We start from the raw sequence: 26,324 nt of genomic DNA on the forward strand, positions 1-26,324 counted from the left end.
GCGGAGTGTGACAATCGGCGCGCCGGTGTCCACATCGTGGCAAGTCGCGGGAACGGTTCCGGTCTGCGGATACTCTCTGCGCTCATGCCGTCACCTCCGCCTCGCTCCCCCCACGAGGCGCCGAAACGCGGGCGCCGCGAGACGTGGATCCGACGTCTCGCCGACGCGCACAGGGACCACCCGGACCGCGAGGTCGTGGCCGGTCACCACAACGTCAACCACGTGGTGCCGCTGGGCTGGTCCCTCGCCCTGCTGCTGCGCACCATGCCCTTCCGGGCCCGGGTCAAGTGCCGGATGCCGCGCGAGACCGTCGAGGTGGTGCCCCGCATCTGGCCCAGCGAGGCAGAGCTGCTCACGGTGGTGAGCCGGCACCTGAGGGAAGTCCCGCGCTGCCTGCGCGACTTCGGGGACTGGTCGCTGCACTCCTACCGGGCCGGGCGCGCCCTGTCCGACATCCAGCCCGAGGGGCCCGTCGGGGAGGCGATGATGCGGTCCTTCGCCCAGTTCTTCGCCAGGGCCGCGGCCGTGCCCGAACGGGAGCTGCCGCCCCGGCCGGCCGGCTGGCCCGCCCCGGGGCGGAGCCAGGACTTCCTCGATTGGCTGATCGCCTTCACCGAGGAGCGCGTCCACCGCCCCCACCGCCCGCGCTTCGAGCAGCTGTTCACCGCCGTGGGGCTGCGCCCGGACGTCCTGGGCGCCTTCCGCGACGACCCGCGCCGCCCGCCCCTGACCCCGCGCCCCTTCTGCCTGCTCCACACCGACGTGCACCGCGCCAACGTGGTGGTCGGCCGCCGTCGGATGGCGGTCATCGACTGGGAGCTCGCGATGTACGGAGACCCGCTGCACGACCTCGCCACCCATCTCGTACGCATGGAGTACGAGAAGGACGAGCAGACCCGGATGACGGAGTTGTGGGCCGAGGAGATGGAGCGCGCGGGGCACCGGGACATGACCGCAGGCCTGACCGCCGACCTGCCCGTCTACCTGGACTTCGAGTACGCCCAGTCCGTCTTCCCGGACATCATGCGCGCCGCACTCGGCCTGACCGCCCCGCCGACCGGGCCGGACGACACGGACCACGCCCGCGCCGCCGCGCGGGTCTGCCGCGCGCTGCGACGCGCCGCCGAACCCCTGCGCCTGGCCGACGTACCGGACGAGCGACGGGTGGAAGGAGCCCTGCGGGAGTGGTACGAGGGCCCGCACGGCCGGGTCGTCGCCGAAGGGGAGCGGGGCGCCGGGGAAGGCGTCTGAACGGGGCCTCGCAGGGCGGCGGTCAGGCGTACCGGGGCAGGCCCGCCCGCAGGTGGGTGAACGCCTCGTCGGCCGCGGTCAGCGCGTCCGGCCGGACGGCGTCCGCCGTCTCGCCCTTGGTGATCCGGCGCCAGTTCTCCTCCGCCAGGACGCGCTGCACGGCCACGGTCTGCGCGGCGGCCAGGCGGGACTCCAGCGGGGTGCCGCCGTGCGCGGTGGCCAGCGCCCCGGCGAGCGCCGCCTCGGAGCGGGCCTGGTAGCCGTGGAGGCGGGCCACCAGGGACGGGGTCGAGTAGAGGAGCCGGTGGAAGGCGAGGACCGCGGGGACGTCGCAGAGGCCGGTGACGGGGTCGCGGCGGTCCAGGCCGGCGCGGAAGTTCCGGTGCAGCGCTTCCAGCGCGGCCCGCCCGGCCGGACGGGCGGCGACCACGCGGGCCGCCTCGTCCTCGTGGTCGGCGAAGCGGTGCAGGACCAGGTCCTCCTTGGACGCGAAGTACCGGAAGAGGGTCGGCTTGGAGACCTCCGCGGCCGCCGCCACCTCCGCGACCGACACCTTCTCGAAGCCCTTCTCCAGGAAGAGCGCGATCGCCGTGTCGGAGATGGTCCGGTGGCGCTGCCGCTTCTTGCGGGTGCGCAGGCCGTCGCCCGGTTCGGGGGCCGTCTCGTCTTCGCTCATGGGGCGAGTTTAGGGGGCTGCGTTACCTGGTTAAGAACGTTACTCGGTATCGAATTTAACTCGGTTACATTATCGTGGGCGCATGGATACGGCAGAACCCCTCGCCCTCGAACGCCGCTACCACGACGCCTGCCGTGCCGCCCTGACCGACATGGTCGAAGGCGCCGAGGACCACGTGGTCACCGGCGTCGACGTGTCCGCGTCCGGCGCCGACGCCGAAGTCCTCGGCTACCGCTTCCGCAGCCGCGCCAAGGCCCTGCGCGAGCTGCCCGAGGCACCCCTCTTCTTCGGCCGCCTCGACTTCGCCGCCACCGGCCCCCACGCCGGGGCGGCCGGCGACCACCGGGGCCAGCGCTACTACATCGGGCGGCTGCGCGTCACCGAGCACCCCAGCGCGCCGCCCCTCGTCGTGGACTGGCGCGCGCCCGTCTCCCGCGCCTTCTACCAGGCCGGCGCCCGCGACCCGCGGGGCGTCGCCGTCCGCCGCCGGTTCGGCTGGGCCCCCGGCAGCAAGGGCGACTCCGCCGACCTGACCGGCATGGAGGACGAGCACCTGACGGCGGCCGAGGCCCCGCAGAGCGGCAGCCGCATCGTCGCCGGGGAGATCGAGCGGCCCCGCGTCGGCCCCATGCGGGACATCGCCGCCACCATCCAGCCCGAGCAGGACGACCTCGTACGCGGCGACCTGGCCGCCTCCCTGTGCGTGCAGGGCGCGCCCGGCACCGGCAAGACCGCCGTCGGCCTGCACCGCGCCGCCTACCTCCTCTACACCCACCCCGAGCGGCTGCGGCGCGCCGGGCTGCTCATCCTCGGGCCCAACCGGACCTTCCTGCGGTACATCGCCGAGGTGCTGCCCTCCCTCGGCGAGACGGGCGTACGCCAGTCCACCGTCCTGGACGAGATCGGGCGGCACCCGGTGCGCGCCCGGGACGACGAGGCCGCCGCCGTCGTCAAGCACGACGCCCGCATGGCCGAGGTGCTGCGCCGCGCGCTGTACGCGCGGGTCCGGGCGCCCGCCGAGTCCCTCGCGGTGGCGGACGGGTCCTACCGCTGGCGGGTGCCGCTGGACGAGCTGGAGCACATCGTGGCGGGGGTGCGGGCCGAGGAGCCGTCGTACGCGGTGGGGCGGGAGCGGGTGCGCGAGCGGGCCGTGCGGGCCGTCCAGGAGCGGGCCGAGCGGCGGGCCGGGCCGCGCCAGGCCGCGTGGGTGCGCAAGATCGGCCGGTCGCCGGCGCTGAGCGCCTTCGTGGACCAGGTGTGGCCGAAGGCCGGGGCCGACGAGGTGCTCGCGGGGCTCCTGGGCGACCCGGACGCGCTCGCCGCCGCGTCGGACGGCGTCCTCGGGGACGAGGAGCGGCGCGCGATCCGGTGGGCCCGGCCCCCGCGCTCGTACAGGTCCGCGCGGTGGAGCGCCGCCGATCTGGTGCTGATGGACGAGATCCAGGGGCTCCTGGAGCGGCCCGAGGGGTACGGGCACATCGTCGTGGACGAGGCGCAGGACCTGTCGCCCATGGAGTGCCGGGCCATCGCGCGCCGCGCGGACTTCGGCTCGCTGACCGTGCTCGGCGATCTCGCCCAGGCCACCACGCCCTGGGCGGCCCGCGACTGGGCCGAACTCCTCGGGAACCTCGGCAGGCCGGACGCCGTCGTGACGCGGCTGACCACCGGGTTCCGCGTGCCCCGGGCGATCATCGGGCTCGCCAACCGGCTCCTGTCCCGCCTCGACGTGGACGTGCCGCCCGCCCGGTCGATGCGGGCCGACGGCGAGCTGCGCGTTCTTGCGGCGCATGACGTGCGGGCCGCCGCGGTGCGGGCCGTGCGGGACGCGCTCGGGCGGGAGGGCTCGGTCGGCGTCATCGCCGCCGACGCGCACACCGAGGCGCTGCGCGCCGCCCTGGAGGGCGCCGGCATCGGCACGGCGGACGCGGACGAGCCGGGGGCGCGCGTCACCGTGCTGCCCGCCTCGCTCGCCAAGGGCCTGGAGTACGACCATGTCGTCGCCGTCGAACCGGCCGCCATCGCCGAGGCCGAGCGGCGGGGCGCGCACCGGCTGTACGTCGTGCTGACCCGGGCCGTGTCACGGCTGGACGTCGTGCACAGCCGGCCGCTGCCGTGGGACGTGCCGGCGTAGCGGACGAGCCGGGGCCCGGGGGATCAGCGTTCCAGGACCGCCTCCATGACCGCCTTCGCGATCGGCGCGCCCAGCTTGCCGCCCGCGATCTCCGAGCGGGGGATGTTCATGTGGGAGGGGTCGACGAAGACCGCGACGGCGACCGGTGACTCGCCGTCGTCGTCCCCGGGCGTCTTCGCGTAGGAGACGAACCAGGCGTAGGGCCGCTCGTCGTTGACGTCCGCGCCGTGCTGGGCCGTGCCGGTCTTGCCGCCGACCGTGACGCCGTCGATCCGCGCCTTGTTCGCCGTGCCGTTCTCGACGGTGTTCTCCATCATCTCCTGGACCTTCTTCGCGGTGTCCTCGGAGACGGCCTGGCCCAGTTCATGCGGCTCGGCCTTCTCGACCGTCGTCAGGTCGGGGCCGCGCAACTCCTCGACCAGGTAGGGCTTCATGACCTTGCCGTCGTTGGCGAGGCCCGCGGTGACCATCGCCATCTGGAGCGGGGTGCTGGTCAGGCTGCCCTGCCCCATGCCGGTCAGCGCGGTCTGCGGCTTGTCGAGCCGCTCCGGGTAGCCGCTGGCGACCGCGCGCACGGGGATGAACTGCTCCTCGTTGAAGCCGAACCGCTCGGCGGTCTCCCGCATCCTGTCCTTGCCGACCTTCAGCGCGACGTCGAGGAAGACGTTGTTGCAGGACCACTGCATGCCCGTCTTCAACGACACCTTGTCGCAATGGGAGTCGGGCACGTCGTTGCCGATACGGGTGGAGCTGAGGGGCAGCTTGTACGGGGTTCTGGCGCCGGTCGGCTTGTCGATGTCCCTCACCACGCCGTGCTCCAGGGCGGCGGCCGCTGTAAGGATCTTGAAGGTGGAGCCCGGCGGGAAGGTCTCGCGCAGCGCGCGGTTGCTCAGCGGCTTGTCCGCGCGCCGCGCGAGCCGCGTGAAGGCGCGGCCCTCCTCCCGCGAGATGCCGGCGAACACCGAGGGGTCGTACGAGGGGGTGCTGGCCAGGGCGAGCACCTTGCCGGTGCGCGGGTCGAGCGCGACGACGGCGCCCTTGGCGTCCAGCGCCACCAGGCCTTCGTAGGCGGCCTTCTGCGCCTTGGGGTCGATGGTGGTGACGACGTCGCCGCCCTGCTGCTTCTTGCCGGTCAGCATGTCCAGGGTGCGCTTGATGAAGAGCCGGTCGTCGTCGCCGCTGAGGATGCCGTTGTGGACGCCCTCCAGGAAGGTGCCGCCCTGGGCCTGCGAGAAGTAGCCGGTCACCGGCGCGTACATCGGGCCCTGCTTGAAGGTCCGCTTGTACGCGAAGTCGGTGCCGGACGTCTTCTTCGAGCCGGTGATGGACTTCCCGCCGACGATGATGTCGCCGCGGGGGTGCGAGAAGGCCTCGATCTGCACGCGGCGGTTCTTCGCGTGGTGGGACAGCTCGTCGTTGCGCGCGTACTGCACCCAGGTCGCGCGGAGCAGCAGGGCGAGCGTGAGGATCCCGCAGAAGACGGCTATGTGCCGCAGCGGACGGTTCATGGTGGTGGCTCCCCCCGGTGCCTACGGATGAACGTTTCCGTGTCCATCCTGTCCGCTTCCGCCCGGGCGTGGGAGGTGAACCGCGGTATCTACCGGTGTGCGGCGCCGCGCAGCACCTCGATGACGCTCGCGTAGCTGTCGGAGCCGTGGCCCCGGGCGGAGGCGCGCTCCATGGTCGCCTTGAGCAGTTCGGGCAGAGAGGTGTCGAGGCCGCGCGCGTGGGCGGCGTGCACGAGGTGGCCGATGGCGGCGATCTGGACGTCGACCGTGGCGTCGTCCCCCGGGTAGCGGCCGGCGTCCACCTGGGGCGCGTACGTGGTGACGAAACCGGAGACGGCGCCGGTCAGCCAGCGCAGCGCGACCCGGGTGAAGTCCGTGGCCGTCGTGCCCTCCGAGGTGACCAGGGCGGTGCCGTGCAGCCAGCCGGTGAACGTCGCCCACATCAGGCCGAGCAGCGCCGCGTCGTACAGCGAGGCGAGGCCGGGCTCCGTGCCGAGGTGGAGGGGGTCGCCGAGGGCGGCCAGAGTGGGCCGGTGGGTCGCGAAGACCTCCGCGTCGCCGCTGTAGAGGAACATCATCTCGGGGTTCCCGACGCCGGGCGGGGTCGTCATGATGCCGCCGTCGAGGTACCCCGCGCCGTGCGAAGCGGCCCACGCCGCCATCTCCACGGCCTGCTCCGGCTCCCCCGAGGTGAGGTTGACCAGGGCCTTCCCGGCGAGCCCGCCCGCCTCGGCGACCGGGTCGAGGACGGTGCGCAGCGCGTCGTGGTCGAGTACGCAGGCCAGGACGAGGCCGCTCGCGGCGACGGCGTCCCCGGGGGTCGCCGCCGGGTGCGCGCCGCGGTCGGCCAGCGGCTTCGCCTTGTGCGGGGTGCGGTTCCAGACGGTGGTGGGGTGGCCCTGGTCCAGGAGGGCGCCGGCGAGGGCGGAGCCCATCAGGCCGAGGCCGAGGACGGTGACGGGGGTTTCGGCGGGCGCTGCCGCGGTGTGCTGTGCGTTCATGGGGATCACGCTCGCAGGGGCGGCGGGCGCGGGACAGTGACAGCGGTGACGGTGATCACCAAATTCCTGCCGGTGGTCCGGGGGGTGCCCCCGGGCCTCGTACGCTCGCGGGATGAGCGCTGGTTCCGTCGCGGTGGTCGTGGCCGAGGAGATCGGGGTCCCGTCCTGGGACCTGTACGAACTGAGCATCCCCTGCACGGTGTTCGGCAAGCCGCAGCCCGATCTGTCCGACCACTGGTACGACCTGCGGCTGTGCGGGCGAGCGGGAGGAGGCGGGGGGCGCGTTCGGCGTCGCGCTGCGCACCCCCTACGGCCTGGAGGGCCTCGTCGGGGCGGACACCGTCGTCGTCACCTCCGTGCCGGACGCGTGCCTGGAGGAGGGCAGGCCGCTCGCGCCGGGCCTGACCGAGGCCCTGCGCGCGGCGCACCGGGCGGGCGCCCGCATGGTGTCCCTGTGCACCGGCGCCTTCGCGCTCGCCGAGGCCGGCCTCCTGGACGGGCGCAGGGCCACCGCGCACTGGATGCACACCGCCCAACTGGCCGCCCGCTACCCGAAGGTGACGGTCGACGAATCCGTCCTCTACGTCGACGACGGCGACGTCCTGACCAGCGCGGGGCTGACCGCGGGCCTCGACCTGTGCCTGCACCTGGTGCGCCGTGACCTCGGCGCGCACGTCGCCAACCAGCTGGCGCGGCGCATGGTGGTGCCCGCCCACCGGCCGGGCGGCCAGGCGCAGTTCATCGACCTGTCCGTGCCCGCGACGGACGGCGCGGGCCTCGGACCGGTGCTGGAGTGGGCCCGCGCCCGCCTGGACCGGCCGCTGACCGTGGACGACCTGGCGCGCCGGGCGGCGATGAGCCCGCGCACCTTCTACCGCCGCCTCCAGGCAGCCACCGGCACGACCCCGCTCCAGTGGCTGCTCGGCCAGCGCCTCGCGCGGGCCCAGGAACTCCTGGAGACGACGGACCTGCCGGTGGAGAAGGTCGGCGAACTGAGCGGCCTCGGCACGGCGAACAACCTCCGGCACCACTTCCTCAAGCAGGTCGGGGTCTCGCCCGGTGACTACCGCCGCTCGTTCTTCAGCCGCCGCCCCGCGGCCTGACCGGGGTCGCCCGGTGCGCCGATCGCGTCCAGGGCCGCCACGACGTCGGAGGGCTCGGCCCGCACGGTGTAGTCGGTGTCGACGAACGCCCAGCGGATGACTCCGGCGCGGTCGATGACGTAGGTGGCGGGCAGGGGGAGCGTGCGGTGGTGGCCCGCGTTCACGCGGTGCAGTTCGAAGCCCAGCCGGTCGTAGAGTGCGCCCAGTTCGTCGGAGAGGTCGAAGGCGATCCCGAACTCCTTCGCGACGCGGGAGCCGATGTCGGACAGGACGGGGAAGCCGAGCTGCTCCTTCTCGGTCAGGGCGAGGCTCTCGTCCGGGATCTGCGGGGAGACGGCCACGAGGTGGGCGCCGCGGGCGGCGAAGTCGTCCCGGTGCCGCTGGAGGGCGCGCAGGGCGAGATTGCAGTAGGGGCACCAGGCGCCGCGGTAGAAGGTCAGGACGACGGGACCCTCGGCGAGGAGTGCGTCCAGGGAGACCTTGTCGCCGGTGGCGGAGTCGAGGGTGAAGCGGGGGGCGTGCTCGCCCGCGCCGAGGGCCTTCTCGGCGAGGCGGGTGGCGAGGAGCTGGGCCGCGCCGCGGTCCATGACCTCCAGGACGTCCTGGGGCAGTCTGCGGTGGCCGTTCACGTACAGGTCGCGGAGGTCGTCCTTGAGGCTCATGTGGGGCCTTTCGTGGGCGGGTTCCGCGTTCCGGTCCGCGTCGGACGCGGGGAACTTGGAACGGTCGTTTCAGGATGCTGAGAGGATGGGGTTGGCGTCAAGGGGTATCTTGGAATTGCCGGTCCAAGAATGGGTGGGACGGTGTTCGCGGTACGGCGGTACGGCGGGACAGCGGTACGGCGGTACGGCGTGATGGCAGTACGGCAGCGCGGGGAGCCCCAACTCATGTCCGACATCAAGCACTTCGACCCGGACGAGGCGCTCGACCGCGTCGTCCGGCTCTTCTGGCAGCACGGCGCCGCCACGACCTCCATCCAGGCCGTGGCGAGCGCGACGGGCCTCAACCGCTCCAGCCTGTACGCCACGTTCGGCGGCAAGCGCGAGCTGTATCTGGCCGCCCTGCGCCGCTATGTGCGGGACCACTCCCGACGCGGGTTCCGGTCCGTCGCCGAGGACGGCCGGGGGCTGCCCGCCGTGCGCGCGTTCTTCGACGCGCTGATCGAGCTGCGCTGCTCGGGCCCCTACGCGGGGTGGGGCTGCATGGTCGTCAACGCCCACGTGGGCGCGGAGCGCGCCGACCCCGAGGTGCGGGCCCTCCTGGAGGAGCACCACGAGCAGCTGCGGGACGCGATGCGGGTCGCGCTGGAAGCGGCGCGCGCGGAGGGCGAGTTGGCGCCCGCAGCCGATGTACCGGCGGCCGCCGAGCTCCTGGCGCTGCTCGCGTACGGCGTGAACCTGCGCTCCCGGGCGGGCGCGGAAGCGGCGGAACTGCGGGGGACGGTGGATACGGCGCTCGCGTCACTGGGGTGACGTGGGGCGAGGGCCCGATCTGCTGAGGGGGCGGTGCGAGGGCCTGCGTACGGGGGTGCGGGGCAAGGGCCTGGCGTACGGGGGCGGTGCGAGGGGCCGGCGTACGGGAGCGGGGCCACGGCCTGGGGTACGGGCGCGGGGCGGTCGGGTGTTCCGGCCGCCCCGCTGTCCTGGACGGGGTCTCGCCCGCGGGCCGGCCCGGTTCAGCGGCGCCCGCGTGGCGCGCCGGCCCCGACGTTCCAGCCCGAGTCCCGGACGGGACCTCCCGTGAAGCCCTGTCTCTCCCAAGCACCCTGACGCTCTGTCACCGAACCTCCTTGCCGTGCGTCGCGGAGTGGTCACCAGATTGGCCCCAGACGCGCTCTTCGCCAAGTACCCAAAAGGACGTGGTCATGCGCCGGGTCCGCGTACGGGCGCCGGAGGTGCCGCCGGGGTCGGGCGGGGGCGGACACCCGCAGACCCCGCCCGGGTCCGCGCTCACGGGGTATGGGCGCGGCGGTAGTCGCGGGGTGTGGTGCCGGTGAGCGCGCGGAAGTGGTGGCGCAGGGCGGCGGGCGAGGTGAACCCGGTCGCGGCGGCGACACCCTCGACGGGCGTGTCCGTCTCCCGCAGCAGCCGCATCGCCTCGTGCAACCGCGCACGCAGGACGTATTGGAGCGGGCTGAGCCCGGTGTGGGCGCGGAAACGGCGCGTCACGCTGGAGACGCTCGTCCCGGCGTGGGCGGCGATCTCGGGGAGCGTGAGCGGGAGGTGGAGGTGCGCCCCGATCCAGCGCAGGGTGGGGTCGAGTCCCGCGCTCTCGGCGACCTCCCGGTCGATGGCCTCCTGGACGCTGTCCGCGTCCCCGTGCAGCGGCGTGATCAGCTCCCGCGACGTCTGCCCGGCGACGTGGCGGCCGTGGTCGCGGGCCAGCAGGCGCAGACAGACGTCCAGGCCCCCGAAGACCCCGGCCGCCGTGCAGAACGGCCCGTCCTCGACGGCCGTGCCGGCGGGGTCGACGTCGATACGGGGATACCGGGCGGCCAGCTCCTCCACATGCCGCCAGCCGGTCGTGGCGCGCCGCCCGTCGAGCAGCCCGGTCGCGGCGAGCGTGAACGTGCCGGTGCCGACGGCGGCGAGGCGGCTGCCCCGCCCCGCCGCCGCACGCAGCGCGGCGACGACGTCCTCTGGAGGCCGCCCGGCCTGGCGGCCGCCCGGCCCCGGGACCAGGACGACGTCCGCGTCCGCCAGCCCTTCGAGGCCGTGCGGGGGCCGGACGGGGAGCGCTGGTCCCGGGCCGCCCGCCGCCCGGAACCCGGGGGCGGCGCAGAGCCGGACCTCGTAGGACAGGCCGGGGTGTTCGCGGCAGGCGGTGCCGAAGACCAGGCCTGGCGTGGTGAGGTGCTGCCCCGGGGCCCCGTCGAGGGCGAGGACGGCGATCACTGACATGTCCGGCATCCAACCACTCGCGCGGCCCGCCGGCCGGTCGTCTCGGGGGTCAGTGGCCCTGGCGGATCGTCTGCTCGATCCAGCTCTTGAAGGCGGGCACGTTCGAGTAGAGGCCCGGTCCGGTCCCGCAGCCCTCGCGGACGCCGCCCGGCCCGGAGGTGGCGCCGATCAGCTCCCAGCGGCCGTTCCTCGCGCGCTGGAGCTGCGGACCACCGGAGTCGCCGTTGCACGCCATGGCCTTCGGCTTCGGGCTGACGGTGCACAGCCGCGTCCGGCCCGCCCAGCCCGGGTCGCAGTCGCCGGGCGCGCCCCTGCGGGTGTCCAGCTGCTGGAGCCGGTCGGGGAACCTCGCGTCCTCCAGCGTCGGTGCCTCGACGACCGTGCCGAAGCCGAGGATGCGGGTGGGCGTGCCGACCGGCCCCGCCTTGTCGGCGATGCGGACGGGCTTCTGGGTGACGGGACGGTCCAGGCGTATCAGCGCGAGGTCGTTCTTGTTGTACGTCGTTCCGGTCATGTCCTGCACATAGCCGGGCGCGGTGACGATCTTGTCGATGTTCCGGACGGAACCCCCGGTCGTGCGGTGCCCGCTGCCGACCCGGACCTTGCCGGTCAGGGTGGCCAGCTCCGGATTGACGCAGTGCGCGGCCGTGAGGACCCAGCGGGCGTCGACCAGCGTCGCCCCGCACTGGGCGCCGTACTCCTCGACCGGCACGGTCGCCATGTAGGAGTAGTGCTGGGTGGCGTCCTCGCCGTTGACGATGGCGCTCGCGCTGCCGGTCATCGCCGTGGCGCCGAGGACCGCGGCCGCGCCGAGCGTCGCGGCGCCCCGGGCGAGCAGGCGGCGCGGCCCCCGCCGCGAGCGGGTTCCGGGGCCGGCGGGGGACAGGTCCGTACGGTGCATGAGCAGGCCTTTCGCAGAAGCAGAAGCAGAAGCAGAAGCAGAAGCAGAAGCAGAAACAGAAACAGAAGCAGAAGCAGAAGGGGAGGGAGCGGTGCGCGGACGGGGCGGCCGTGCGCCCGCGTCCCACCGCGCTGCGATCATCCGTCGCGGGTGGCGCACGCCAACAGCGGCCGCGATGTCACCCTCGGCTAAATTCCGGACATGTCACTGATCGCCGTCCTCGCCCTCGACGGGGTCCCGGGCCACCAGCTCACCGCCCCCGGGACGGCCTTCGCGACGGCGGCCAGGCACCACCACCCGGTCGCGTACGAGGTGCGGATCTGCGCGGCGCCGGGCTTTCGGGGCACGGGTGGCCCCGCGCCCTTCGGCCTCGACACGCCCTGGGGCACGGAGGGACTCGACGACGCCGACACGGTGGTGCTGCCGGGTCACGAGGGCTTCCGTGCCGCGCCGCCGCCCGGGGTCGCGGACGCGCTGCGGGCCGCGGCGGCGCGCGGGGCCCGCGTCTGCGCCGTCGGGACCGGCACGTTCACGCTCGCGGCCACCGGTCTCCTGGACGGCCGCCGGGCGGCCACCAGCCGGCGGCACACGCGGGAGCTGGCCCGGCTGTACCCCCGTGTCCACGTGGACCCCGAGGGATCGGCCGTGGCGGACGGCCCCTTCCACAGCGCGGCCGGGGTCCTCGGAGGCGTCGACCTCTGTCTGCACCTGATCACCCTGGACCACGGGCAGGCCGTGGCCATCGAGACGGAACGGCAACTGTTCCTGCGTCTGCACGCGGAACCGGAGGGCGCCGAGGGGGCCGACGGCGGGGGCGGTCCGGACGCGGGCCAGGGCGCCGCCGAGGCCGCGTACAACGCCGTCACCCCGCCGGGCAGCAGTCTCGAACCGGTCACGCGGTGGATGGAGGCGAACCTCCACCACCCGCTGACCCTCGACGTGATCGCGGAACGCGCGGGGCTCGGCGTGCGCAGCCTGACGCGCCGCTTCCGCGCCGATACGGGGCTCACTCCGCTCCAGTACCTGCTCCGTACGCGCATCCAGCGCGCCCAGCGGCTCCTGGAACGCACCGACGACCCGGTGGAACGCATCGCGGCTCGCACCGGCCTCGGCACCCCCGCCAACCTGCGCCACCACTTCCAGCGCTCCACCGGCACGAGCCCCACCACCTACCGCGCGGCGTTCCGCGCAGTGGTGTCCGGCATCACCTGGCCGGAACGGCCCCCGCGGCCGTGATGACGCCGGCGACGACGCGACTCATGCGGTCCGACCCATCGGACCCTCGGGACCCGCGCGGGGCGGTTCCGGTGCGCTGCCGTGTCATCCGCCCTTCGGCTGGTTGAAGCGGATCATGTTGCCGGCCGGGTCGCGGAAGGCGCAGTCGCGCACGCCGTACGGCTGGTCCATCGGCTCCTGGAGGACGTCACCGCCCGCCGCGCGGACGCGTTCGAAGGTGGCGTCGACGTCGTCGGTGCGGAAGATGACGCCGCGCAGATGGCCCTTCGCCATCAGCTCGGCCATGGCCTGCCGGTCGGCCGCGGTGGCGTTCGGGTCGGCGAGCGGCGGTTCGAGGACGATCTCGACGCCGGGCTGCGTGGGCGAGCCGACGGTCACCCAGCGCATGCCCTCGAACCCGACGTCGTTGCGCACCTCCAGGCCGAGTACGTCGCGGTAGAAGGCGAGCGCCTTGTCGTGGTCGTCGACGGCGATGAAGCACTGTGCGAGGTTGATTTCCATGCCCCTCACGCTAGGGAGCGGCGGGAGTTTTCGCTTCTCCGTTCCTGACCGGTCGGGTGTAGATCTTGGCGAGGCAGGCGGGCACGGCGGCGCCCGTCCCGTGGTCGCGGGCGCGGTAGGCGCTCGGGCTCTCCCCGACGATCTCCGTGAACCGCGAGCTGAACGACCCGAGCGACGTACAGCCGACGGCCATGCAGACCTCCGTCACCGACAGGTCCCCGCGCCGCAGCAGCGCCTTGGCGCGCTCGATCCGGCGGGTCATGAGATAGCTGTACGGCGTCTCGCCGTAGGCGGCCCGGAAACTGCGCGAGAAATGCCCCGCGGACATGAGGGCCTGCGCCGCGAGCGCCGGCACGTCGAGGGGCTGCGCGTAGTCACGGTCCATACGGTCCCGCGCCTGCCGCAGCCGCACCAGATCGGGGAGGGAGGTCACGGGGGGCACGTTACCGGGGTCCGCTCAGACCGTGAGCGGGACGGCGTGGACCTCGTCGGCCTTGTGGCCCGCCCGTTCGTGGACGCGTTGGACCGCTTCGGCAGAGGGGGCGTCGGAGAGGCAGTAGACCGTGCCGGTCTCCGGATCCGCCCAGGCCTTCTGGAAGTGGACGCCTTCTTCCTTCTCGATGGCGAGGTCGGCCTGGTGCGCCTGCTTCAGCTGGTCGGCCGTGATGCCCTTCATCCCGTGGTGGACGTCCATGAACTGCGACATGGCGTCGCACCTCCTTCCGGCGTACGCGCGTCACGTACGAACTCGGGCGTTCGGAACTGCTCCGCTTACTCCATCGTCCGCCTGCCGAGCTGTCCTGTCCCATCGGCCGTGGGACGAGGCGAGGGCCGCTCACCGCCCACTGCCACTCGAAGTGTGTGCCGCGCACTCCTCTCGCTGGAGTGCCACGACATCGGCGACCACGCAACTGACGTTGTCGGGGCCCCCGGAGCCGTTGGCGAGGGCGACGAGTTCGCGGACCGCCTGCTCGGGCTCGCTGATCCCGCACAGCACTCGGCGGATGTCCTCGATCGGCGCGACGGTGGAAAGGCCGTCGGAACAGAGCAGGTAGCGGTCACCCTGCCGGGCGTCGTGCAGGCGCATATCAGGGGTGCCATCGGCTCCGTGACCCAACGCGCGTATCAGCAGGGACCGCTCGGGGTGGGAGGCGGCTTCCTCCCGGCTGAGGCGTCCTTCATCGACCATCGACTGGACCATGGTGTGGTCGTGTGTGATCTGGAACAGCTCTCCGTCGCGCAGGAGGTAGACGCGGGAGTCGCCGATGTGGACGAGGGCCAACTGCGAGCCGGTCCAGAGCATCGCGGTGAGTGTGGTGCCGGCGTCCTCGGACGGCGAGGGGTGTCCGGCGACGCCGTTGACGGCCTGCTTGGCCTGTTCGACGGCGTCTTCCAGGCGGTTGAGCAGATCGCCTGCTGGAATGCCGTCGGCTTCGAGGCGCTTGAGCGTGTCGACGGCCGCGGCGCTCGCGGGCGCTCCACCGCTGCCGAAGCCGTCGGCGACGGCGAGCAGGCGGGATCCCGCGTAGGCGGTGTCCTGGTTGTTCTCGCGGACCAGGCCCGGGTCGGAGAGAGCGGCGTAGCGGAGTCCAAGGGGCTCGGTGGTCGGAGTCATGGCGGGGTCCTTCCGGGACAGATGGTCGACGAGGAAGGAAGCGAGGTCTCGCCGGGCGGCGGTGTCGGCCTCGACCTGGACCCAGAACGCGCGGACCTCCCGGGCTGCCGGGCCTGCCTCCAGCGTGCAGACGTGCTGGATGCGGGCCAGGGGCATGCCCAGGCGCCGGAGCCAGGCGACAAGCCGGGCCTGGTCCAGTTGTTCCGGGGCGTAGAGGCGGTAACCGGTCACCGGGTCGACGCGAGCGGGGACCAGCAGACCGAGTTCGTCGTAGAGACGCAGCGCCTTCGGTGACAGGCGGGACGCCTTCGCGAACGCCCCGATGGTCAGCAGCCCCATGCCCGCTCTCCTCCTCATGCCGGGCACGTCGCCCGGCCCCACCGATGTTGTGGCCTCCCCCAAGGTGAAGGTCAACCAGTGTCCCGCCCGACCGGTGGCTGCCGACCGTGGGGCCGTCGACGGTGGATCGAGAAGACCCTCAGTCAGGCCGAACCGGCGGCTCCGAAGGGCAGAAACCTCGGAGAGGTGCGCGCTCAGGGGCGAGAGAGGCCGGGGCGACCCCGGCCCCGGCGGAACTCGCCTGTGGACAGCGCAGGCACAGGACCGCCGCGAGTGTCCTGTCCCAGATAACTGTTGGCATGGTGCGGTCCTGACCTGCTGTGCTGACGGCTGAACGGCTCACCCGTCGGCGGCCGCCGCCATGGCATGCACGGAAGTCCACTGATCGACTCGGAGGCCTCATGAACCCGCAGATGGAACTCGTCGCGATAACGCTGGATTGCCCTGACCCGCTGGCTCTGGCGGCGTTCTACCAGCAGGCCACCGGCTGGGAGCCGCACCCGAAGTCGGACGCCGGGTTCGCCGGTCTCAACCGTGAGGACGGACTCTTCATCGGCTTCCAGCGGGTCGAGGACTACCGGGCTCCGAGTTGGCCCGACCAGATCGTCCCGCAGCAACTTCACCTCTGCTTCAAGGTCACGGAGAGCCTGGACGACGCCGAGACCCGCCTGCTGCAACTGGGCGCGGCCAAGCCGCCCCACCAGCCGCACGGAGACAAGGCCCGAGTCCTGACCGACCCCGCTGGGCATCCCTTCTGCATCGTCGTGAGCTGATGGCGGGGTGCCACATGGCTGACGAATGTTTCGGGCATCCACGGCTTGCCGCGATCTACGACCCGCTCGACCCCGCTCGCCGCGATCTCGACGCGTACGTCCGGATGACGGAGGAGTTCGGGGCACGCCAGGTGCTGGACATCGGCTGTGGGACGGGAGTGTTCGCGCTGCTGCTGGCTGGACGCGGGATCGAGGTCGTTGGGGTCGATCCCGCCCAAGCGTCCCTCGACGTGGCCCGGGCCAAGCGGGGCGGCGAACTGGTGCGTTGGATCTGTGGTGACGCGTCGACACTCCCGCCGCTGCGCGTCGACCTGGCGACCATGACCGCGAACGCCGCCCAGCAGATCCTTGATCCGCAGGCATGGCACGAGACCCTGCGCGGCGCGTACGAAGCACTGCGGCCTGGCGGCCGTCTGGTGTTCGAGACCCGGAATCCAGCCGGACGCGCCTGGGAAGAGTGGAATCGCGAAGCCTCGTATCGCGTGACAGAGATCCCTGATGTCGGCGCCGTCGAAAGCTGGGTCCAGGTGGTCGAGGTGAATGAACCGCTGGTGACGTTCCGCTGGACCTACGTGTTCGCTGCCGACGGGCAGGTACTGACCTCGGACTCCACCTTGCGCTTCCGCGAGCGGGAGGAGGTCGAGACGGAGCTGATCGCGCAGGGCCATGAGGTGGAGGGCGTGCGCGACGCGCCCGACAGACCGGGCAAGGAGTTCGTCTTCGTCGCGCGCCGTCCGTAGGCCGACACCGCGGAAGCCTCACCGCGCAGATCGACCGGGACTCTCTCACTTCAGCGAGCGGATCCAGCGCCAACCCGCACAGGCGCTTTGAACCGGCCAGCAGAGACCGGACCCCCCGGGCCGAGCCGGACGAGTGGTGTGGCGCACTTTTGCAAGCAGGTGCTTGCAAAAGTTAGCGGGGGTGGCGCACCATCGAGGCATGGCATCACTCAACGTCGGCAATCTCGGCGAGTATCTGCGCGAGCAGCGGCGCACGGCGCAGCTGTCGCTCAGGCAGCTCGCCGACGCCGCCGGGGTGTCCAATCCGTATCTGAGCCAGATCGAGCGCGGCCTGCGCAAGCCGAGCGCCGAGGTGTTGCAGCAGGTCGCCAAGGCCCTGCGGATCTCCGCCGAGACGCTGTATGTACGCGCCGGGATCCTCGACGAGAAGGAGCGGGACGAGCTGGAGACGCGCGCCGTCATCCTCGCCGACCCCTCCCTCAACGAACGCCAGAAGCAAGTACTGCTGCAGATCTACGAGTCGTTCCGCAAGGAGAACGGCTTCGAGAACGCGGCGTACGCGGATGAGGACCCCGGCGCCGAGGACGCCGCCGCCGACGGCAGTGATGCCGGCCCCAAGCCCACACCCCCCAGCTGAACCAGCCGACGCGACTCCGGGAGGACCATCGTCATGGCCATCACCGATGACCTGCGCAAGACCCTCACCAACACCACCCCCGCATACTTCGTCGCCGGGTCCGCGGACCTCGCCTTCCAGCAGGCGAAGAAGGTGCCGGGCATCGTCGAGCAGCTGATCGCCGAGGCGCCCTCCCGCTTCGAGGCGGTGCGCAACACCGACCCCAAGGCCGTGCAGGACAAGGCCGCCGCCCGCGCCAAGGAGGCGCAGGAGACCCTCCAGGCCAAGGTCACCGAAGTGCTCGGCTCCCTGGACACCGACCTGAAGAAGCTCGGCGAGACCGCCCAGGACCTCGCCCTGCGCGGCGTCGGCGTGGCCGCGGAGCTCGCGGTCAAGGCCCGCGAGAAGTACGACGAGGTCGCCGAGCACGGCGAGCAGACCGTCCGGACCTGGCGCGGCGAGGCCGCCGAGGAGATCCTCGATCTGGCCGAGACGGTCGAGCCGGACGCGCAGCCGGAGGCGACGGACCAGGTCACGGTGCCGGCCGACGCGCCGTCCGCGTCGCCGTCCGCGTCGCCGTCCGAGGTGAGCGCCTCGGAGCCGGCGAGCGCGCCGGCCGTGGCCGCCGTGCCGGAGAAGAAGCCCGCCGCCAAGAAGGCGCCGGCCCGCAAGACGACGGCGGCGAAGAAGATCACGCCGCCCGCGAAGTAGTCAGTCCCTGCCGAGCAGCAGGCCGAGCAGTAGTAGGCCGAGCAGTAGTACCGGCCGAGGAGCAGTACCGGACGGGGCGTGCACTCATCGGGTGTCCGCCCCGTTGACGGGGTAGCGGGTACGGTGGCCGCGTGATGACGAGCCGAGACTGGTGGTGGACGTTGTGCTGATGCAGGGGTTCGCGAACTTCATGTGGCTGCTGTCGCTGGCCCTGATCGTGTTCAGCGGATTCGCGCTCATCGACGCCGCCGTCCGGCGCGAGGACGCCTATCGGGCCGCGGACAAGAAGACCAAGCCGTTCTGGCTGATCATCCTCGGGCTCGCCTTCGTGGTGAACCTGATCTTCGACATCCTGTCGTTCCTGCCGATCATCGGCCTCGTCGCCACCATCGTCTACATGGTGGACGTGCGTCCCGCGATCCGGCAGATCACCGGCGGCGGCCGCCGCGGCGGCTCCAGCAGCGACGGGCCGTACGGGCCATACAACGGCGGCCGGTAGTCCCTCCGCCCCGGCGCAGGGCCTAGCGCAGGCCTAGCGCGTGCCGCCGGGGGCGCGGTCGAGGAGCAGGACCGCCACGTCGTCCGTCAGGTCGCCGCCGTTGAGGTCCCGGGCCTCGTTCACGGCGGCCTCCAGCAGTGCGTCGCCCTGGAGGCCCGAGGCGAGCTGGCGGCGGATCATCTTCACCATGCCCTCCTGGCCCAGGCGTTCCTTGCCCTGGCCGATCCGGCCCTCGATCAGGCCGTCCGTGTAGAGCATCAGGCTCCACTTCCCGCCCAGTTCCACCTGTCGGCGCGGCCAACGGGCGCGCGGCAGCAGGCCGAGGGCGGGGCCCCCGTCCTCGTACGGCAGGAGTTCCGCGAGGCGGCCCTCGCGGGCGATCAGCGGCGCGGGGTGGCCGGCGAGGCAGAGTCCGGCGCGGCGGCCGTCGGGGGCGATGTCGACGGTGCAGAGCGTCGCGAAGATCTCGTCGTCGGCGCGCTCGTGCTCCAGGACCTTCTGGAGGGTGGAGAGCAGCTCGTCGCCGCAGAGCCCCGCGAAGGTCAGCGCGCGCCAGGCGATCCGCAGCTCCACGCCGAGCGCGGCCTCGTCGGGGCCGTGGCCGCAGACGTCGCCGATCATGACGTGGACGGAGCCGTCGGGGGTGCGGACGGTGTCGTAGAAGTCGCCGCCGAGCAGCGCGCGGGAGCGGCCGGGGCGGTAGCGGGCGGCGAACCGCAGCGGTGAGCCGTCCAGGAGCGGTGTCGGCAGCAGGCCGCGCTCCAGGCGGGCGTTCTCCTGGGCGCGCAGCCGGGACTCGGTCAGCTGGCGCTGGGCGACGTCGGCGCGCTTGCGCTCCACCGCGTACCGGATCGCGCGGCCCAGCAGCCGCCCGTCCAGCTCGTCGCGGTAGAGGTAGTCCTGGGCGCCGACGCGTACGGCCTCGGCGCCCAGCTCGGAGTCGTCGTTGGCCGTGAGCGCGAGGACGGCGTGGCGGGGTGCGAGGCGCAGCACGTGCTTCAGGGCGGCCAGCTCGTCCTCACCCGCCTCGCCCGCCTCGGGGGTGCCGGTTCCGGTTCCGGGGCCTGTGCCGGGGCCGGGGACGGTCAGGGCGAGGTCCAGCAGGATGCAGTGCACGTCGTCGGTGAGCAGCCGCTCGGCCTCGGTGAGGTTGCGGGCGGTGCGGATGCGGATGGGCTTGCCCGCGGAGTCGAGGAGCCGGGGGACGCTGAGCGACCCCGGGTCGTCCTCGATCACGAGCAGGCTGAGGCTGCCGCCGTCCGCGGAGGTGTTGCGGACGGGCGCCGTGCGGTGCGGGGCGCCCGCCGAGTCGTACGGGGGCATCGGCGCGTCCCGCGCGGGCGTCGGCGCAGGGCGTGGGAGCGTCGCCGCGTCGTGCGGGGGCGCCGGATGGGCCTGACCGCCTTCCGCGGCCGGGATCGCTCTCTGCCGCGGTATGGGTGCGGACATCGCTGGTTCCTTCCCTCCCCCCGAGGGCATGGCGCCACGCAGGTCGACGCGGCACCGACGAGGGACCTTAGCGGTAGCCGCGCCTCCATTGGAATGCCGCGCGGCGAACAGCCACCGTCATATGCCGCATCCTGGAACGCAATTGGGCATGGCGCGTCCGCCCCGGGATGACGAACGTCACGCCGCCGGGGCCGGGCGGGGGGCCGCCGGGTGCGGTGCGTCACACGGGCCGACCCGGCCCGGGAAGCGGGGGCGCGCTCACCCCTCCGGGCGGACGACTCCGAGGATCTGCATGGAGCCGGCGCCCGCGATGGTCACGTCGCGGCCCGGGCGGGGGGCGTGCACGATGGTGCCGGCGCCCAGGTATATGCCGACGTGGCTCGCGTCCGCGTGGTAGATGATCAGGTCGCCGGGGCGCATGTTCTTGATGTCGACGTGCGGCAGCTGCTTCCACTGCTCCTGCGAGGTGCGGGGGATGCCGCGCCCGGCCGCCGCCCAGGCCTTCGACGTCAGCCCCGAGCAGTCGTACGAGTCAGGGCCCTCGGCGCCCCATACATACGGCTTGCCGATCTGCGCGGTGGCGAACTCGACGGCCTTCGCGCCCCGCGCCGTGGCCTTGCCCCTGATGTCCTTCAGGGCGCCCGAACCCACCCACGCCGACTGCTTCTTGCGGGCGGCGGCCTCCTCCAGCTCCCGCAGCCGCTCCCGCTCCTTCTTCTCCAGCCTCGACTCGAGCTTCTCGGCGTCCGCGATCTTCTTCTTGATCTTCTTCTTCGACGCGGCCTTCGCCTTGCGGTTGGCTTCCAGTTTCTTCCAGCGGGCGGTGGCGTCCTTGGCGTAGATCCGCAGGTCTTCCTGGGTCCTGGCCAGCTCCGTGAGCATGCCCTTGGTGGCCTTCTCGCCCTGGCGCAGACGGCCGGCCCCGTCCAGGAACTGCCTCGGGTCGTCGCTGAGCATCAACCGGGCCTCGCCCGGCATGCCGCCGCCGCGGTACTGCGCGCGGGCCGCGGCGCCCGCGCGGGCCTTCAGCTTCCGCAGCCTCTCCTGGCCCTCCGTGATGTCCTTGGCCAGCTTCACGATGCGCTCGGACTGCTCGTCGGCCTTCTCCTCCGCCGCGTTGTACGCGTCCGTGGCCACGCCCGCGTCGTGATAGAGCTTCTCGATGTCCTTGCGGACCTGTTCGAGCGCGCTGTCCGATCTGGGTGTCGGCCTCGCGGGGCTGGACGGGGGAGAGGGGCTGGCATACGCCGCTCCCGGTGCGGTCACCACCACAGCCGCGCACATCAGCGCCACGGTCGCCGCCGTCGAGTATCGCCTGCCGGTCACGCCCTGCCACCCCCATAGCTGATTTACCGTCAGTAACGTCTGGTCGCCTTCGGGATGGTGCCATGCCGACGCGCGATGCGACAGAGCCCGACAGCAAACTCCACTCCCCCACCTGCCCCATGTGACGAACCGTGAGTGACCTTCGTTCCCCGCAGGTCAGGGCCTCAGGGACAGTTCCGGGACCGACCTCCGGGTGGCGTCGGGGTGGCCCCCGAGTGACCTAGGGGTTCAGGTCCGGTGTCCCCCCGGACGGCCGCAGGTGGCCCGCCCAGGTCGGCCTCGCCCGTATCCGACCCTGGCGGGCCTCGCCCATATCCGGCCCCGGCGGGCCCCGTCCGGCCTCAGCGGACGCCGCCGGTCGGCGCCAGCGCCTCCCAACGCACCGTCACTTCCCCCTGCCGCCACCGCGAACCGCCGTCCACGACCGGCCAGTCGGCGCCCAGCTCGCGCACCGCCCTGATCCACCGCTGCCGCGCCCCGTAGGAGGCGTACGGCGCCGCGGCCGCCCAGGCCCGGTCGAAGTCCCGCAGGAACGCGTGCACCGGCTCACCCGGCACGTTCCGGTGGATCAGCGCCTTAGGCAGCCGCTCGGCGAGGTCGGAGGGGCGCTCCAGGGAGGCGAGGCGCGCCGCGAAGGTCACCGTGCGGGGTCCCTCCGGGCCGAGCGCGACCCAGACGTGCCGCCGGCCGATCTCGTCGCAGGTGCCCTCGACGAGCAGCCCGCCGGGGGAGAGCCGGGCGCGGAGCCGCTCCCAGACGGCGGCGACCTGCTCCTCGTCGTACTGCCGCAGGACGTTCGCGGCGCGGATCAGCGTGGGGGCGCCCGAGCCCGCCAGCGGCACCTCGAAGCCGCCGTGCCGGAAGGTCAGCCCCGCGCGTTCGTACGGCTTGGCCGCGGCGACCCGCGCGGGGTCGATCTCGACGCCGACCACGCGCGTGCGGGGGGCCACGGTACGCAGCCGGAGCAGCAGTTCGACGGCGGTCCAGGGGGCGGCCCCGTAGCCGAGGTCCACGGCCACGGGGTCGGGGGAGCGGCGCAGGGCGGCGCCGTGGGTGGCGGCGATCCAGCGGTCTATGCGGCGCAGCCGGTTCGGATTCGTGGTCCCGCGCGTCACCGTTCCCACGGGGCGGGAGGGGGTGCGTGGGGCCATGGGCAAAGGGTATGCGGGGACGACGCCGCCACGACCACACCGCCCCCGCGCCCGCCGACCCCGGACCCCGGACCCCGCGCCCTCCGCCGCTGCCGACCCCGCGCCCGCCGACCGCGCGCTGCCCGCCCGCGCGCTCGCCGCTACCCGCGCGCGCCCGCCGCCGATCCCCAATTCCGCGCCCGCCGTGGCGGCACCCCCCGTCGACCCTCGACCGCCGCCCCCGCGCCACCACCGACCACCGCCCCCGCGCCCTCCGCCCCTGCCGACCCCGCGCCCGCCGTGGCCGCACCCCCGTCGACCCTTGACCACCGCCCCCGCGCCCGCCGCCGACCACAGGCCCGCCGTGCCCGCGCCCACTGCCGCCCCCCCGCCCGCCGTGCCCGCGCACGCCGCCCCTGCCACCCTCGCGCCCGCCGACCCCGGACCTCGCCCACCGGCCCCCCGGGAACAGAAGGCCCCCGGGAACAGAACCCGGGTAACACTTTGGCAAAAACGGGCCAAGGGCCGACGCAGCGGAAATGGAGCAGCGGCCTCCGGTGTTCACCCTCCGGAGGTTCGTACGCCCTCCGCGTCGTCATGCCCGTACGCAAGGAGGACCGCCACGTGAGCCACTACGTGTCCAGGCTCGGGCGTCGCTCCCCGGCGGCCCCCTCACGGCTGCGCATGCCCGGCGCCCCGCGGCGGCCGCGTCGCGTGGCCATGCTGAGCGTGCACACCTCGCCGCTGCACCAGCCCGGCACGGGCGACGCGGGCGGCATGAACGTCTACATCGTCGAGCTGGCCAAGCGCCTCGCCGCGATCAACATCGAGGTCGAGATCTTCACCCGGGCCACCACCGGCGCCCTTCCCCCCGCCGTGCAACTGGCCCCCGGCGTCCTCGTGCGCCACGTCGACGCGGGCCCCTACGAAGGCCTCGCCAAGGAAGAGCTGCCGGCCCAGCTCTGCGCCTTCACCCACGGCGTGATGCAGGCCTGGGCGGGCCACCGCCCCGGCTACTACGACCTGGTCCACTCCCACTACTGGCTCTCCGGGCACGTCGGCTGGCTCGCCGCCGAACGCTGGGGCGTGCCCCTCGTCCACGCCATGCACACCATGGCCAAGGTCAAGAACGCCGCGCTCGCCGAGGGCGACACCCCGGAGCCGGCCGCCCGCGTCATCGGCGAGACGCAGATAGTCCGCGCCGCCGACCGCCTCATCGCCAACACCTCCGAAGAGGCCGACGAACTCGTACGCCACTACGAAGCCGACGCCGGCAAGGTCGCCGTCGTCCACCCCGGCGTCAACCTCGACCGCTTCCGCCCCGCCGACGGACGCGCGGCGGCGCGCCACCGGCTCGGGCTCCCGCAGGACGCCCTCGTCCCCGTCTTCGCGGGCCGCATCCAGCCGCTGAAGGCCCCCGACGTGCTGCTCCGCGCCGTCGCCGTCCTCCTGGACGAGCGTCCCGAGCTGCGCTCGAACATCGTCGTGCCCATCGTCGGCGGCCCGAGCGGCAGCGGCCTCGCCAAGCCGGAGGGCCTCCAGAAGCTCGCCGCGCGGCTGGGCATCGCGGACGTGGTGCGCTTCCAGCCGCCGGTGGGCCAGGACCAGCTCGCGGACTGGTTCCGCGCGGCGTCCGTCCTCGTCATGCCCTCCTACAGCGAGTCCTTCGGGCTCGTCGCCATCGAGGCGCAGGCGGCGGGCACGCCGGTCCTCGCGGCGGCGGTGGGCGGTCTGCCCGTCGCCGTACGCGACGAGGTGACGGGATTCCTGGTCTCCGGCCACGAACCGGCCCACTACGCGCGCGTGCTGCGCGATTTCGCCGACCACCCCCACCTGGTGGACCGGATGGGGGCGGCGGCCGCGCGGCACGCGCAGTCCTTCGGCTGGGACACGGCGGCATCCGCCACGGCGGACGTGTACACGGCCGCCATGCACGACTTCCGACGTCACGTACGCTCGCACCATGGCTGAGCCCGAGCAGGCGGACACCGCGACGAGCACGGACACCGCGACTGACGCGACCACTGCGGACACCGCGACGATCATCGAGCGGACACTGGACGACGCCGAACTGGAGTGGGAGAGCCCCGAGCCGGGCTCCTACGTGGTGAAGCTCCCCGGCACCCGCAAACTCTCCACGACGCTGTCGATGATCGTGGGCAACCACTCCCTCTCCCTGAACGCCTTCGTGATCCGGCACCCGGACGAGAACCACGAGGCCGTGCACCGCTGGCTGCTGGAGCGCAACCTCCGCCTCTACGGCGTGAGTTACGCGATCGACTCCCTCGGCGACATCTACCTCGCCGGCAAGCTCCCGCTCGCCGCGGTCACGCCCGCCGAGCTGGACCGCCTGCTCGGGGCGGTCCTCTCGGCCTCGGACGACTCCTTCAACACGCTGCTGGAGCTGGGGTTCGCCTCGGCGATCCGCAAGGAGTACGAGTGGCGCGTCTCGCGGGGCGAGTCCACGCGGAACCTCGAGGCGTTCAGCCACCTGACCCGGCCGAAGGGCTGACGCCGGCTCCCCCCGGAGCCACGGTCTCCGAAACGGCGACCCCTGGGGCCACGGCCCCCGGAACCGGCCCCTCGGCGCCCCCCGCCCCGGCGACCGCGGGCTCGGCCACCACCGCGTCCGCCGCCCCAAAGCCCGCGTCCGCCCCGGAAAGCCCCCGCATCAGCGCCCAGTACCCGACCGCCGCCCCCGTCCCCAGCACCGCGCACGCCGCCCAGAGCCACGGCGCGCCGAACCGGTCGATCATGAAGCCGGACATCAGCGGGGCGACGAGCCCGGCCACCGCCCACGACATCGTGTACATGCCCTGGTAGCGGCCCCGCCCATGCGTGGGGGAGAGCGCGACGACGAGGCCCGTCTGCGTCGGCGCGTTGACGATCTCGGCGAGCGTCCACACGCACACCGTCAGCGCGAAGACCCCGACGGACCCGGCGAAGGCGGTGAGCCCGAAGCCGTATCCGGCGACGACGGAGGAGATCACCAACAGCCGCCGCGGGTCGCGGTGTTCGATGAAACGGGTGACGGGGATCTGCAGGGCGACGATCAGCACACCGTTCACGGCGATGGCGAGCCCGTAGTCGGCGGGCGTGAACCCGGCCGCGCCCATCGCGACTGGCAGCCCCACGGAGCCCTGCTGGAAGATCAGCGCGACGAGGAACGAGAGCCCCACCACGCCCATGAACCGCCCGTCCCGCAGCACGGTCCCGAGCCCGACCACCGGCTCGGCCGCCTTCTCCAGGGCCGTGCGCACGGGCCGCGACTCCGGCAGCCTCAGGAAGACGACGACCGCGCAGACCATCGTCATCGCCGCTTCGATCAGGAAGCCGGCGCGGTAGCTGTACGAGGCGATGAACCCGGCCCCGGCGGAGGAGACCGCGAAGCCGAGATTGATGGCCCAGTAGTTCAGGGAGAAGGCCCGCACGCGGTCCTCGGGGCGCACGATGTCCGCCATCATCGCCTGCACGGCGGGCCGGGACGCGTTCGACGCCATGCCCACGAGGAAGGCGACGCCCGCGATGGCCACCGGGTGCTCCATGAAACCGAGCACCGCCACGGACAGCGCCGTCGAGGCCTGTGCGATCAGCAGCGTGGGCCGCCGCCCGAGCCGGTCGGTCATCACCCCCGCGCCCAGCGAGGACACGACACCGCCGAGCCCGTGCAGCGCGGCGACGAGACCGGCGTACGAGGCGGAGTAGCCCCGGTCCAAGGTCAGGTACAGCGCCATGAACGTCGCGACGAAGGCGCCGAGCCGGTTGATCAGCGTGCTGGTCCACAGCCACCAGAAGGCGCCCGGGAGCCCCGACACGCTCTCGGTGACGGCGCGTCTCATGGCGGTGAAGGTCGTCGCCGGCGTCATGCGGTCCCCCGTGGTGTAAGTGTCTCAAGCGGCCAGCACACGTTACGAGCCC

General features: G+C 73.1%; 25 protein-coding genes and 1 pseudogene. 12 read left to right on the plus strand and 14 right to left on the minus strand.

Annotation, left to right across the window (positions count from 1 at the left end; all coding sequences use genetic code 11):
- Positions 1–84: 84 nt before the first annotated feature.
- Positions 85–1,251, plus strand: a complete 1,167-nt coding sequence (locus ABZ385_RS24430) for a phosphotransferase (RefSeq protein ID WP_358913154.1) — start codon at positions 85–87, stop codon at positions 1,249–1,251.
- A gap of 22 nt (positions 1,252–1,273) precedes the next feature.
- On the opposite strand, the gene ABZ385_RS24435 is transcribed toward ABZ385_RS24430, so the two are convergent.
- On the minus strand, positions 1,274–1,927 hold the full coding sequence (locus tag ABZ385_RS24435) for a TetR/AcrR family transcriptional regulator (RefSeq protein ID WP_358701609.1): 654 nt from the start codon (positions 1,925–1,927) through the stop codon (positions 1,274–1,276).
- Between the two features lie 82 nt (positions 1,928–2,009).
- Between ABZ385_RS24435 and ABZ385_RS24440 the strand changes: the two genes are divergently transcribed.
- Positions 2,010–4,058, plus strand: a complete 2,049-nt coding sequence (locus tag ABZ385_RS24440) for an AAA family ATPase (RefSeq protein WP_358913156.1) — start codon at positions 2,010–2,012, stop codon at positions 4,056–4,058.
- 23 nt (positions 4,059–4,081) lie between these two features.
- Here ABZ385_RS24440 and ABZ385_RS24445 read toward each other — a convergent pair whose 3' ends face one another.
- The gene (locus tag ABZ385_RS24445; protein ID WP_358913158.1) at positions 4,082–5,566 is read right to left on the minus strand and encodes a penicillin-binding protein 2; all 1,485 of its coding nucleotides are present in this window, start codon (positions 5,564–5,566) and stop codon (positions 4,082–4,084) included.
- Between the two features lie 89 nt (positions 5,567–5,655).
- A complete protein-coding gene (locus tag ABZ385_RS24450) occupies positions 5,656–6,567 on the minus strand; it encodes an NAD(P)-binding domain-containing protein (RefSeq protein WP_358913159.1) in 912 nt (303 codons plus the stop codon).
- A 112-nt stretch (positions 6,568–6,679) separates the two neighbouring features.
- Here ABZ385_RS24450 and ABZ385_RS24455 point away from each other — a divergent pair.
- Positions 6,680–7,670: pseudogene (locus tag ABZ385_RS24455) on the plus strand (helix-turn-helix domain-containing protein).
- Here the strand turns inward: ABZ385_RS24455 and ABZ385_RS24460 are convergent.
- Positions 7,631–8,332: a peroxiredoxin-like family protein gene (locus tag ABZ385_RS24460; RefSeq protein WP_358913161.1), complete on the minus strand. Its 702-nt coding sequence runs from the start codon at positions 8,330–8,332 to the stop codon at positions 7,631–7,633. The pseudogene ABZ385_RS24455 and the gene ABZ385_RS24460 overlap by 40 nt on opposite strands.
- A 225-nt stretch (positions 8,333–8,557) precedes the next feature.
- Between ABZ385_RS24460 and ABZ385_RS24465 the strand changes: the two genes are divergently transcribed.
- Positions 8,558–9,142 carry a TetR/AcrR family transcriptional regulator gene (locus tag ABZ385_RS24465; protein WP_358584850.1) on the plus strand — a complete coding sequence of 195 codons (585 nt, stop codon included), beginning with the start codon at positions 8,558–8,560 and terminating at the stop codon, positions 9,140–9,142.
- A 477-nt stretch (positions 9,143–9,619) separates the two neighbouring features.
- Here ABZ385_RS24465 and ABZ385_RS24470 read toward each other — a convergent pair whose 3' ends face one another.
- Both ABZ385_RS24470 and ABZ385_RS24475 read right to left on the minus strand, forming a co-directional pair.
- On the minus strand, positions 9,620–10,570 hold the full coding sequence (locus ABZ385_RS24470) for a helix-turn-helix domain-containing protein (RefSeq protein WP_358913163.1): 951 nt from the start codon (positions 10,568–10,570) through the stop codon (positions 9,620–9,622).
- 49 nt (positions 10,571–10,619) lie between these two features.
- Positions 10,620–11,471, minus strand: coding sequence for a serine protease (locus tag ABZ385_RS24475; protein ID WP_358913164.1), 852 nt, complete (start codon positions 11,469–11,471; stop codon positions 10,620–10,622).
- A gap of 201 nt (positions 11,472–11,672) precedes the next feature.
- On the opposite strand from ABZ385_RS24475, the gene ABZ385_RS24480 reads away from it, so the two are divergent.
- Complete coding sequence (locus tag ABZ385_RS24480; protein ID WP_358913166.1) at positions 11,673–12,707, plus strand: helix-turn-helix domain-containing protein; 1,035 nt, start codon at positions 11,673–11,675, stop codon at positions 12,705–12,707.
- 84 nt (positions 12,708–12,791) lie between these two features.
- Here ABZ385_RS24480 and ABZ385_RS24485 read toward each other — a convergent pair whose 3' ends face one another.
- The 4 genes from ABZ385_RS24485 to ABZ385_RS24500 all read right to left on the minus strand — a co-directional run bounded on the left by ABZ385_RS24485 (position 12,792) and on the right by ABZ385_RS24500 (position 15,162).
- Entirely contained in the window at positions 12,792–13,208 is a 417-nt protein-coding gene (locus ABZ385_RS24485) for a VOC family protein (RefSeq protein ID WP_358586164.1), read from the minus strand.
- Positions 13,209–13,218: 10 nt separating this feature from the next.
- Positions 13,219–13,641 carry a helix-turn-helix transcriptional regulator gene (locus ABZ385_RS24490; RefSeq protein ID WP_358586166.1) on the minus strand — a complete coding sequence of 141 codons (423 nt, stop codon included), beginning with the start codon at positions 13,639–13,641 and terminating at the stop codon, positions 13,219–13,221.
- Positions 13,642–13,665: 24 nt separating this feature from the next.
- Complete coding sequence (locus ABZ385_RS24495; RefSeq protein WP_358586168.1) at positions 13,666–13,914, minus strand: SCO4226 family nickel-binding protein; 249 nt, start codon at positions 13,912–13,914, stop codon at positions 13,666–13,668.
- Between the two features lie 129 nt (positions 13,915–14,043).
- Positions 14,044–15,162: a MerR family transcriptional regulator gene (locus ABZ385_RS24500; protein ID WP_358586170.1), complete on the minus strand. Its 1,119-nt coding sequence runs from the start codon at positions 15,160–15,162 to the stop codon at positions 14,044–14,046.
- A 401-nt stretch (positions 15,163–15,563) separates the two neighbouring features.
- Here ABZ385_RS24500 and ABZ385_RS24505 point away from each other — a divergent pair, with 401 nt between their 5' ends.
- The 5 genes from ABZ385_RS24505 to ABZ385_RS24525 all read left to right on the plus strand — a co-directional run bounded on the left by ABZ385_RS24505 (position 15,564) and on the right by ABZ385_RS24525 (position 18,501).
- Positions 15,564–15,935: a VOC family protein gene (locus ABZ385_RS24505; protein WP_358586172.1), complete on the plus strand. Its 372-nt coding sequence runs from the start codon at positions 15,564–15,566 to the stop codon at positions 15,933–15,935.
- A 14-nt stretch (positions 15,936–15,949) separates the two neighbouring features.
- On the plus strand, positions 15,950–16,675 hold the full coding sequence (locus tag ABZ385_RS24510; RefSeq protein ID WP_358586174.1) for a class I SAM-dependent methyltransferase: 726 nt from the start codon (positions 15,950–15,952) through the stop codon (positions 16,673–16,675).
- A 199-nt stretch (positions 16,676–16,874) separates the two neighbouring features.
- Positions 16,875–17,312, plus strand: a complete 438-nt coding sequence (locus tag ABZ385_RS24515) for a helix-turn-helix domain-containing protein (protein WP_358586175.1) — start codon at positions 16,875–16,877, stop codon at positions 17,310–17,312.
- Between the two features lie 33 nt (positions 17,313–17,345).
- Positions 17,346–18,002, plus strand: a complete 657-nt coding sequence (locus tag ABZ385_RS24520; RefSeq protein WP_358586177.1) for a hypothetical protein — start codon at positions 17,346–17,348, stop codon at positions 18,000–18,002.
- A 169-nt stretch (positions 18,003–18,171) separates the two neighbouring features.
- Positions 18,172–18,501, plus strand: coding sequence for a DUF2516 family protein (locus tag ABZ385_RS24525; protein ID WP_358586179.1), 330 nt, complete (start codon positions 18,172–18,174; stop codon positions 18,499–18,501).
- Between the two features lie 33 nt (positions 18,502–18,534).
- Here the strand turns inward: ABZ385_RS24525 and ABZ385_RS24530 are convergent, their stop codons facing one another.
- From ABZ385_RS24530 to ABZ385_RS24540, 3 genes are all read right to left on the minus strand, one after another.
- Positions 18,535–19,950 carry a SpoIIE family protein phosphatase gene (locus tag ABZ385_RS24530; protein ID WP_358913168.1) on the minus strand — a complete coding sequence of 472 codons (1,416 nt, stop codon included), beginning with the start codon at positions 19,948–19,950 and terminating at the stop codon, positions 18,535–18,537.
- A gap of 258 nt (positions 19,951–20,208) precedes the next feature.
- Complete coding sequence (locus ABZ385_RS24535) at positions 20,209–21,234, minus strand: C40 family peptidase (protein ID WP_358586199.1); 1,026 nt, start codon at positions 21,232–21,234, stop codon at positions 20,209–20,211.
- Positions 21,235–21,617: 383 nt separating this feature from the next.
- Entirely contained in the window at positions 21,618–22,427 is an 810-nt protein-coding gene (locus tag ABZ385_RS24540) for a class I SAM-dependent methyltransferase (RefSeq protein ID WP_358586183.1), read from the minus strand.
- Positions 22,428–23,030: 603 nt separating this feature from the next.
- Here ABZ385_RS24540 and mshA point away from each other — a divergent pair.
- Together mshA and ABZ385_RS24550 are read left to right on the plus strand one after the other, a co-directional pair.
- Positions 23,031–24,377, plus strand: a complete 1,347-nt coding sequence (gene mshA, locus ABZ385_RS24545; RefSeq protein ID WP_358586185.1) for a D-inositol-3-phosphate glycosyltransferase — start codon at positions 23,031–23,033, stop codon at positions 24,375–24,377.
- A complete protein-coding gene (locus tag ABZ385_RS24550; protein WP_358586187.1) occupies positions 24,370–24,918 on the plus strand; it encodes a YbjN domain-containing protein in 549 nt (182 codons plus the stop codon). The genes mshA and ABZ385_RS24550 overlap by 8 nt, the downstream gene beginning before the upstream one ends.
- Here the strand turns inward: ABZ385_RS24550 and ABZ385_RS24555 are convergent.
- The gene (locus tag ABZ385_RS24555) at positions 24,890–26,245 is read right to left on the minus strand and encodes an MFS transporter (protein ID WP_358586189.1); all 1,356 of its coding nucleotides are present in this window, start codon (positions 26,243–26,245) and stop codon (positions 24,890–24,892) included. The genes ABZ385_RS24550 and ABZ385_RS24555 overlap by 29 nt on opposite strands.
- Positions 26,246–26,324: the final 79 nt, after the last annotated feature.

Origin of the sequence: Streptomyces sp. NPDC005898 (genome assembly GCF_040629635.1) — a bacterium.
Lineage (GTDB): Bacteria > Actinomycetota > Actinomycetes > Streptomycetales > Streptomycetaceae > Streptomyces.

What these genes read in the sequence shown, in the direction of transcription:
- ABZ385_RS24430 (WP_358913154.1), top strand. Translation starts at nt 85, where the DNA reads ATGCCGTCACCTCCGCCTCGCTCCCCCCACGAGGCGCCGAAACGCGGG.
- ABZ385_RS24435 (WP_358701609.1), bottom strand. Translation starts at nt 1,927, where the DNA reads ATGAGCGAAGACGAGACGGCCCCCGAACCGGGCGACGGCCTGCGCACC.
- ABZ385_RS24440 (WP_358913156.1), top strand. Translation starts at nt 2,010, where the DNA reads ATGGATACGGCAGAACCCCTCGCCCTCGAACGCCGCTACCACGACGCC.
- ABZ385_RS24445 (WP_358913158.1), bottom strand. Translation starts at nt 5,566, where the DNA reads ATGAACCGTCCGCTGCGGCACATAGCCGTCTTCTGCGGGATCCTCACG.
- ABZ385_RS24450 (WP_358913159.1), bottom strand. Translation starts at nt 6,567, where the DNA reads ATGAACGCACAGCACACCGCGGCAGCGCCCGCCGAAACCCCCGTCACC.
- ABZ385_RS24460 (WP_358913161.1), bottom strand. Translation starts at nt 8,332, where the DNA reads ATGAGCCTCAAGGACGACCTCCGCGACCTGTACGTGAACGGCCACCGC.
- ABZ385_RS24465 (WP_358584850.1), top strand. Translation starts at nt 8,558, where the DNA reads ATGTCCGACATCAAGCACTTCGACCCGGACGAGGCGCTCGACCGCGTC.
- ABZ385_RS24470 (WP_358913163.1), bottom strand. Translation starts at nt 10,570, where the DNA reads ATGTCAGTGATCGCCGTCCTCGCCCTCGACGGGGCCCCGGGGCAGCAC.
- ABZ385_RS24475 (WP_358913164.1), bottom strand. Translation starts at nt 11,471, where the DNA reads ATGCACCGTACGGACCTGTCCCCCGCCGGCCCCGGAACCCGCTCGCGG.
- ABZ385_RS24480 (WP_358913166.1), top strand. Translation starts at nt 11,673, where the DNA reads ATGTCACTGATCGCCGTCCTCGCCCTCGACGGGGTCCCGGGCCACCAG.
- ABZ385_RS24485 (WP_358586164.1), bottom strand. Translation starts at nt 13,208, where the DNA reads ATGGAAATCAACCTCGCACAGTGCTTCATCGCCGTCGACGACCACGAC.
- ABZ385_RS24495 (WP_358586168.1), bottom strand. Translation starts at nt 13,914, where the DNA reads ATGTCGCAGTTCATGGACGTCCACCACGGGATGAAGGGCATCACGGCC.
- ABZ385_RS24500 (WP_358586170.1), bottom strand. Translation starts at nt 15,162, where the DNA reads ATGGGGCTGCTGACCATCGGGGCGTTCGCGAAGGCGTCCCGCCTGTCA.
- ABZ385_RS24505 (WP_358586172.1), top strand. Translation starts at nt 15,564, where the DNA reads ATGAACCCGCAGATGGAACTCGTCGCGATAACGCTGGATTGCCCTGAC.
- ABZ385_RS24510 (WP_358586174.1), top strand. Translation starts at nt 15,950, where the DNA reads ATGGCTGACGAATGTTTCGGGCATCCACGGCTTGCCGCGATCTACGAC.
- ABZ385_RS24515 (WP_358586175.1), top strand. Translation starts at nt 16,875, where the DNA reads ATGGCATCACTCAACGTCGGCAATCTCGGCGAGTATCTGCGCGAGCAG.
- ABZ385_RS24520 (WP_358586177.1), top strand. Translation starts at nt 17,346, where the DNA reads ATGGCCATCACCGATGACCTGCGCAAGACCCTCACCAACACCACCCCC.
- ABZ385_RS24525 (WP_358586179.1), top strand. Translation starts at nt 18,172, where the DNA reads ATGCAGGGGTTCGCGAACTTCATGTGGCTGCTGTCGCTGGCCCTGATC.
- ABZ385_RS24530 (WP_358913168.1), bottom strand. Translation starts at nt 19,950, where the DNA reads ATGTCCGCACCCATACCGCGGCAGAGAGCGATCCCGGCCGCGGAAGGC.
- ABZ385_RS24535 (WP_358586199.1), bottom strand. Translation starts at nt 21,234, where the DNA reads ATGTGCGCGGCTGTGGTGGTGACCGCACCGGGAGCGGCGTATGCCAGC.
- ABZ385_RS24540 (WP_358586183.1), bottom strand. Translation starts at nt 22,427, where the DNA reads ATGGCCCCACGCACCCCCTCCCGCCCCGTGGGAACGGTGACGCGCGGG.
- ABZ385_RS24550 (WP_358586187.1), top strand. Translation starts at nt 24,370, where the DNA reads ATGGCTGAGCCCGAGCAGGCGGACACCGCGACGAGCACGGACACCGCG.
- ABZ385_RS24555 (WP_358586189.1), bottom strand. Translation starts at nt 26,245, where the DNA reads ATGAGACGCGCCGTCACCGAGAGCGTGTCGGGGCTCCCGGGCGCCTTC.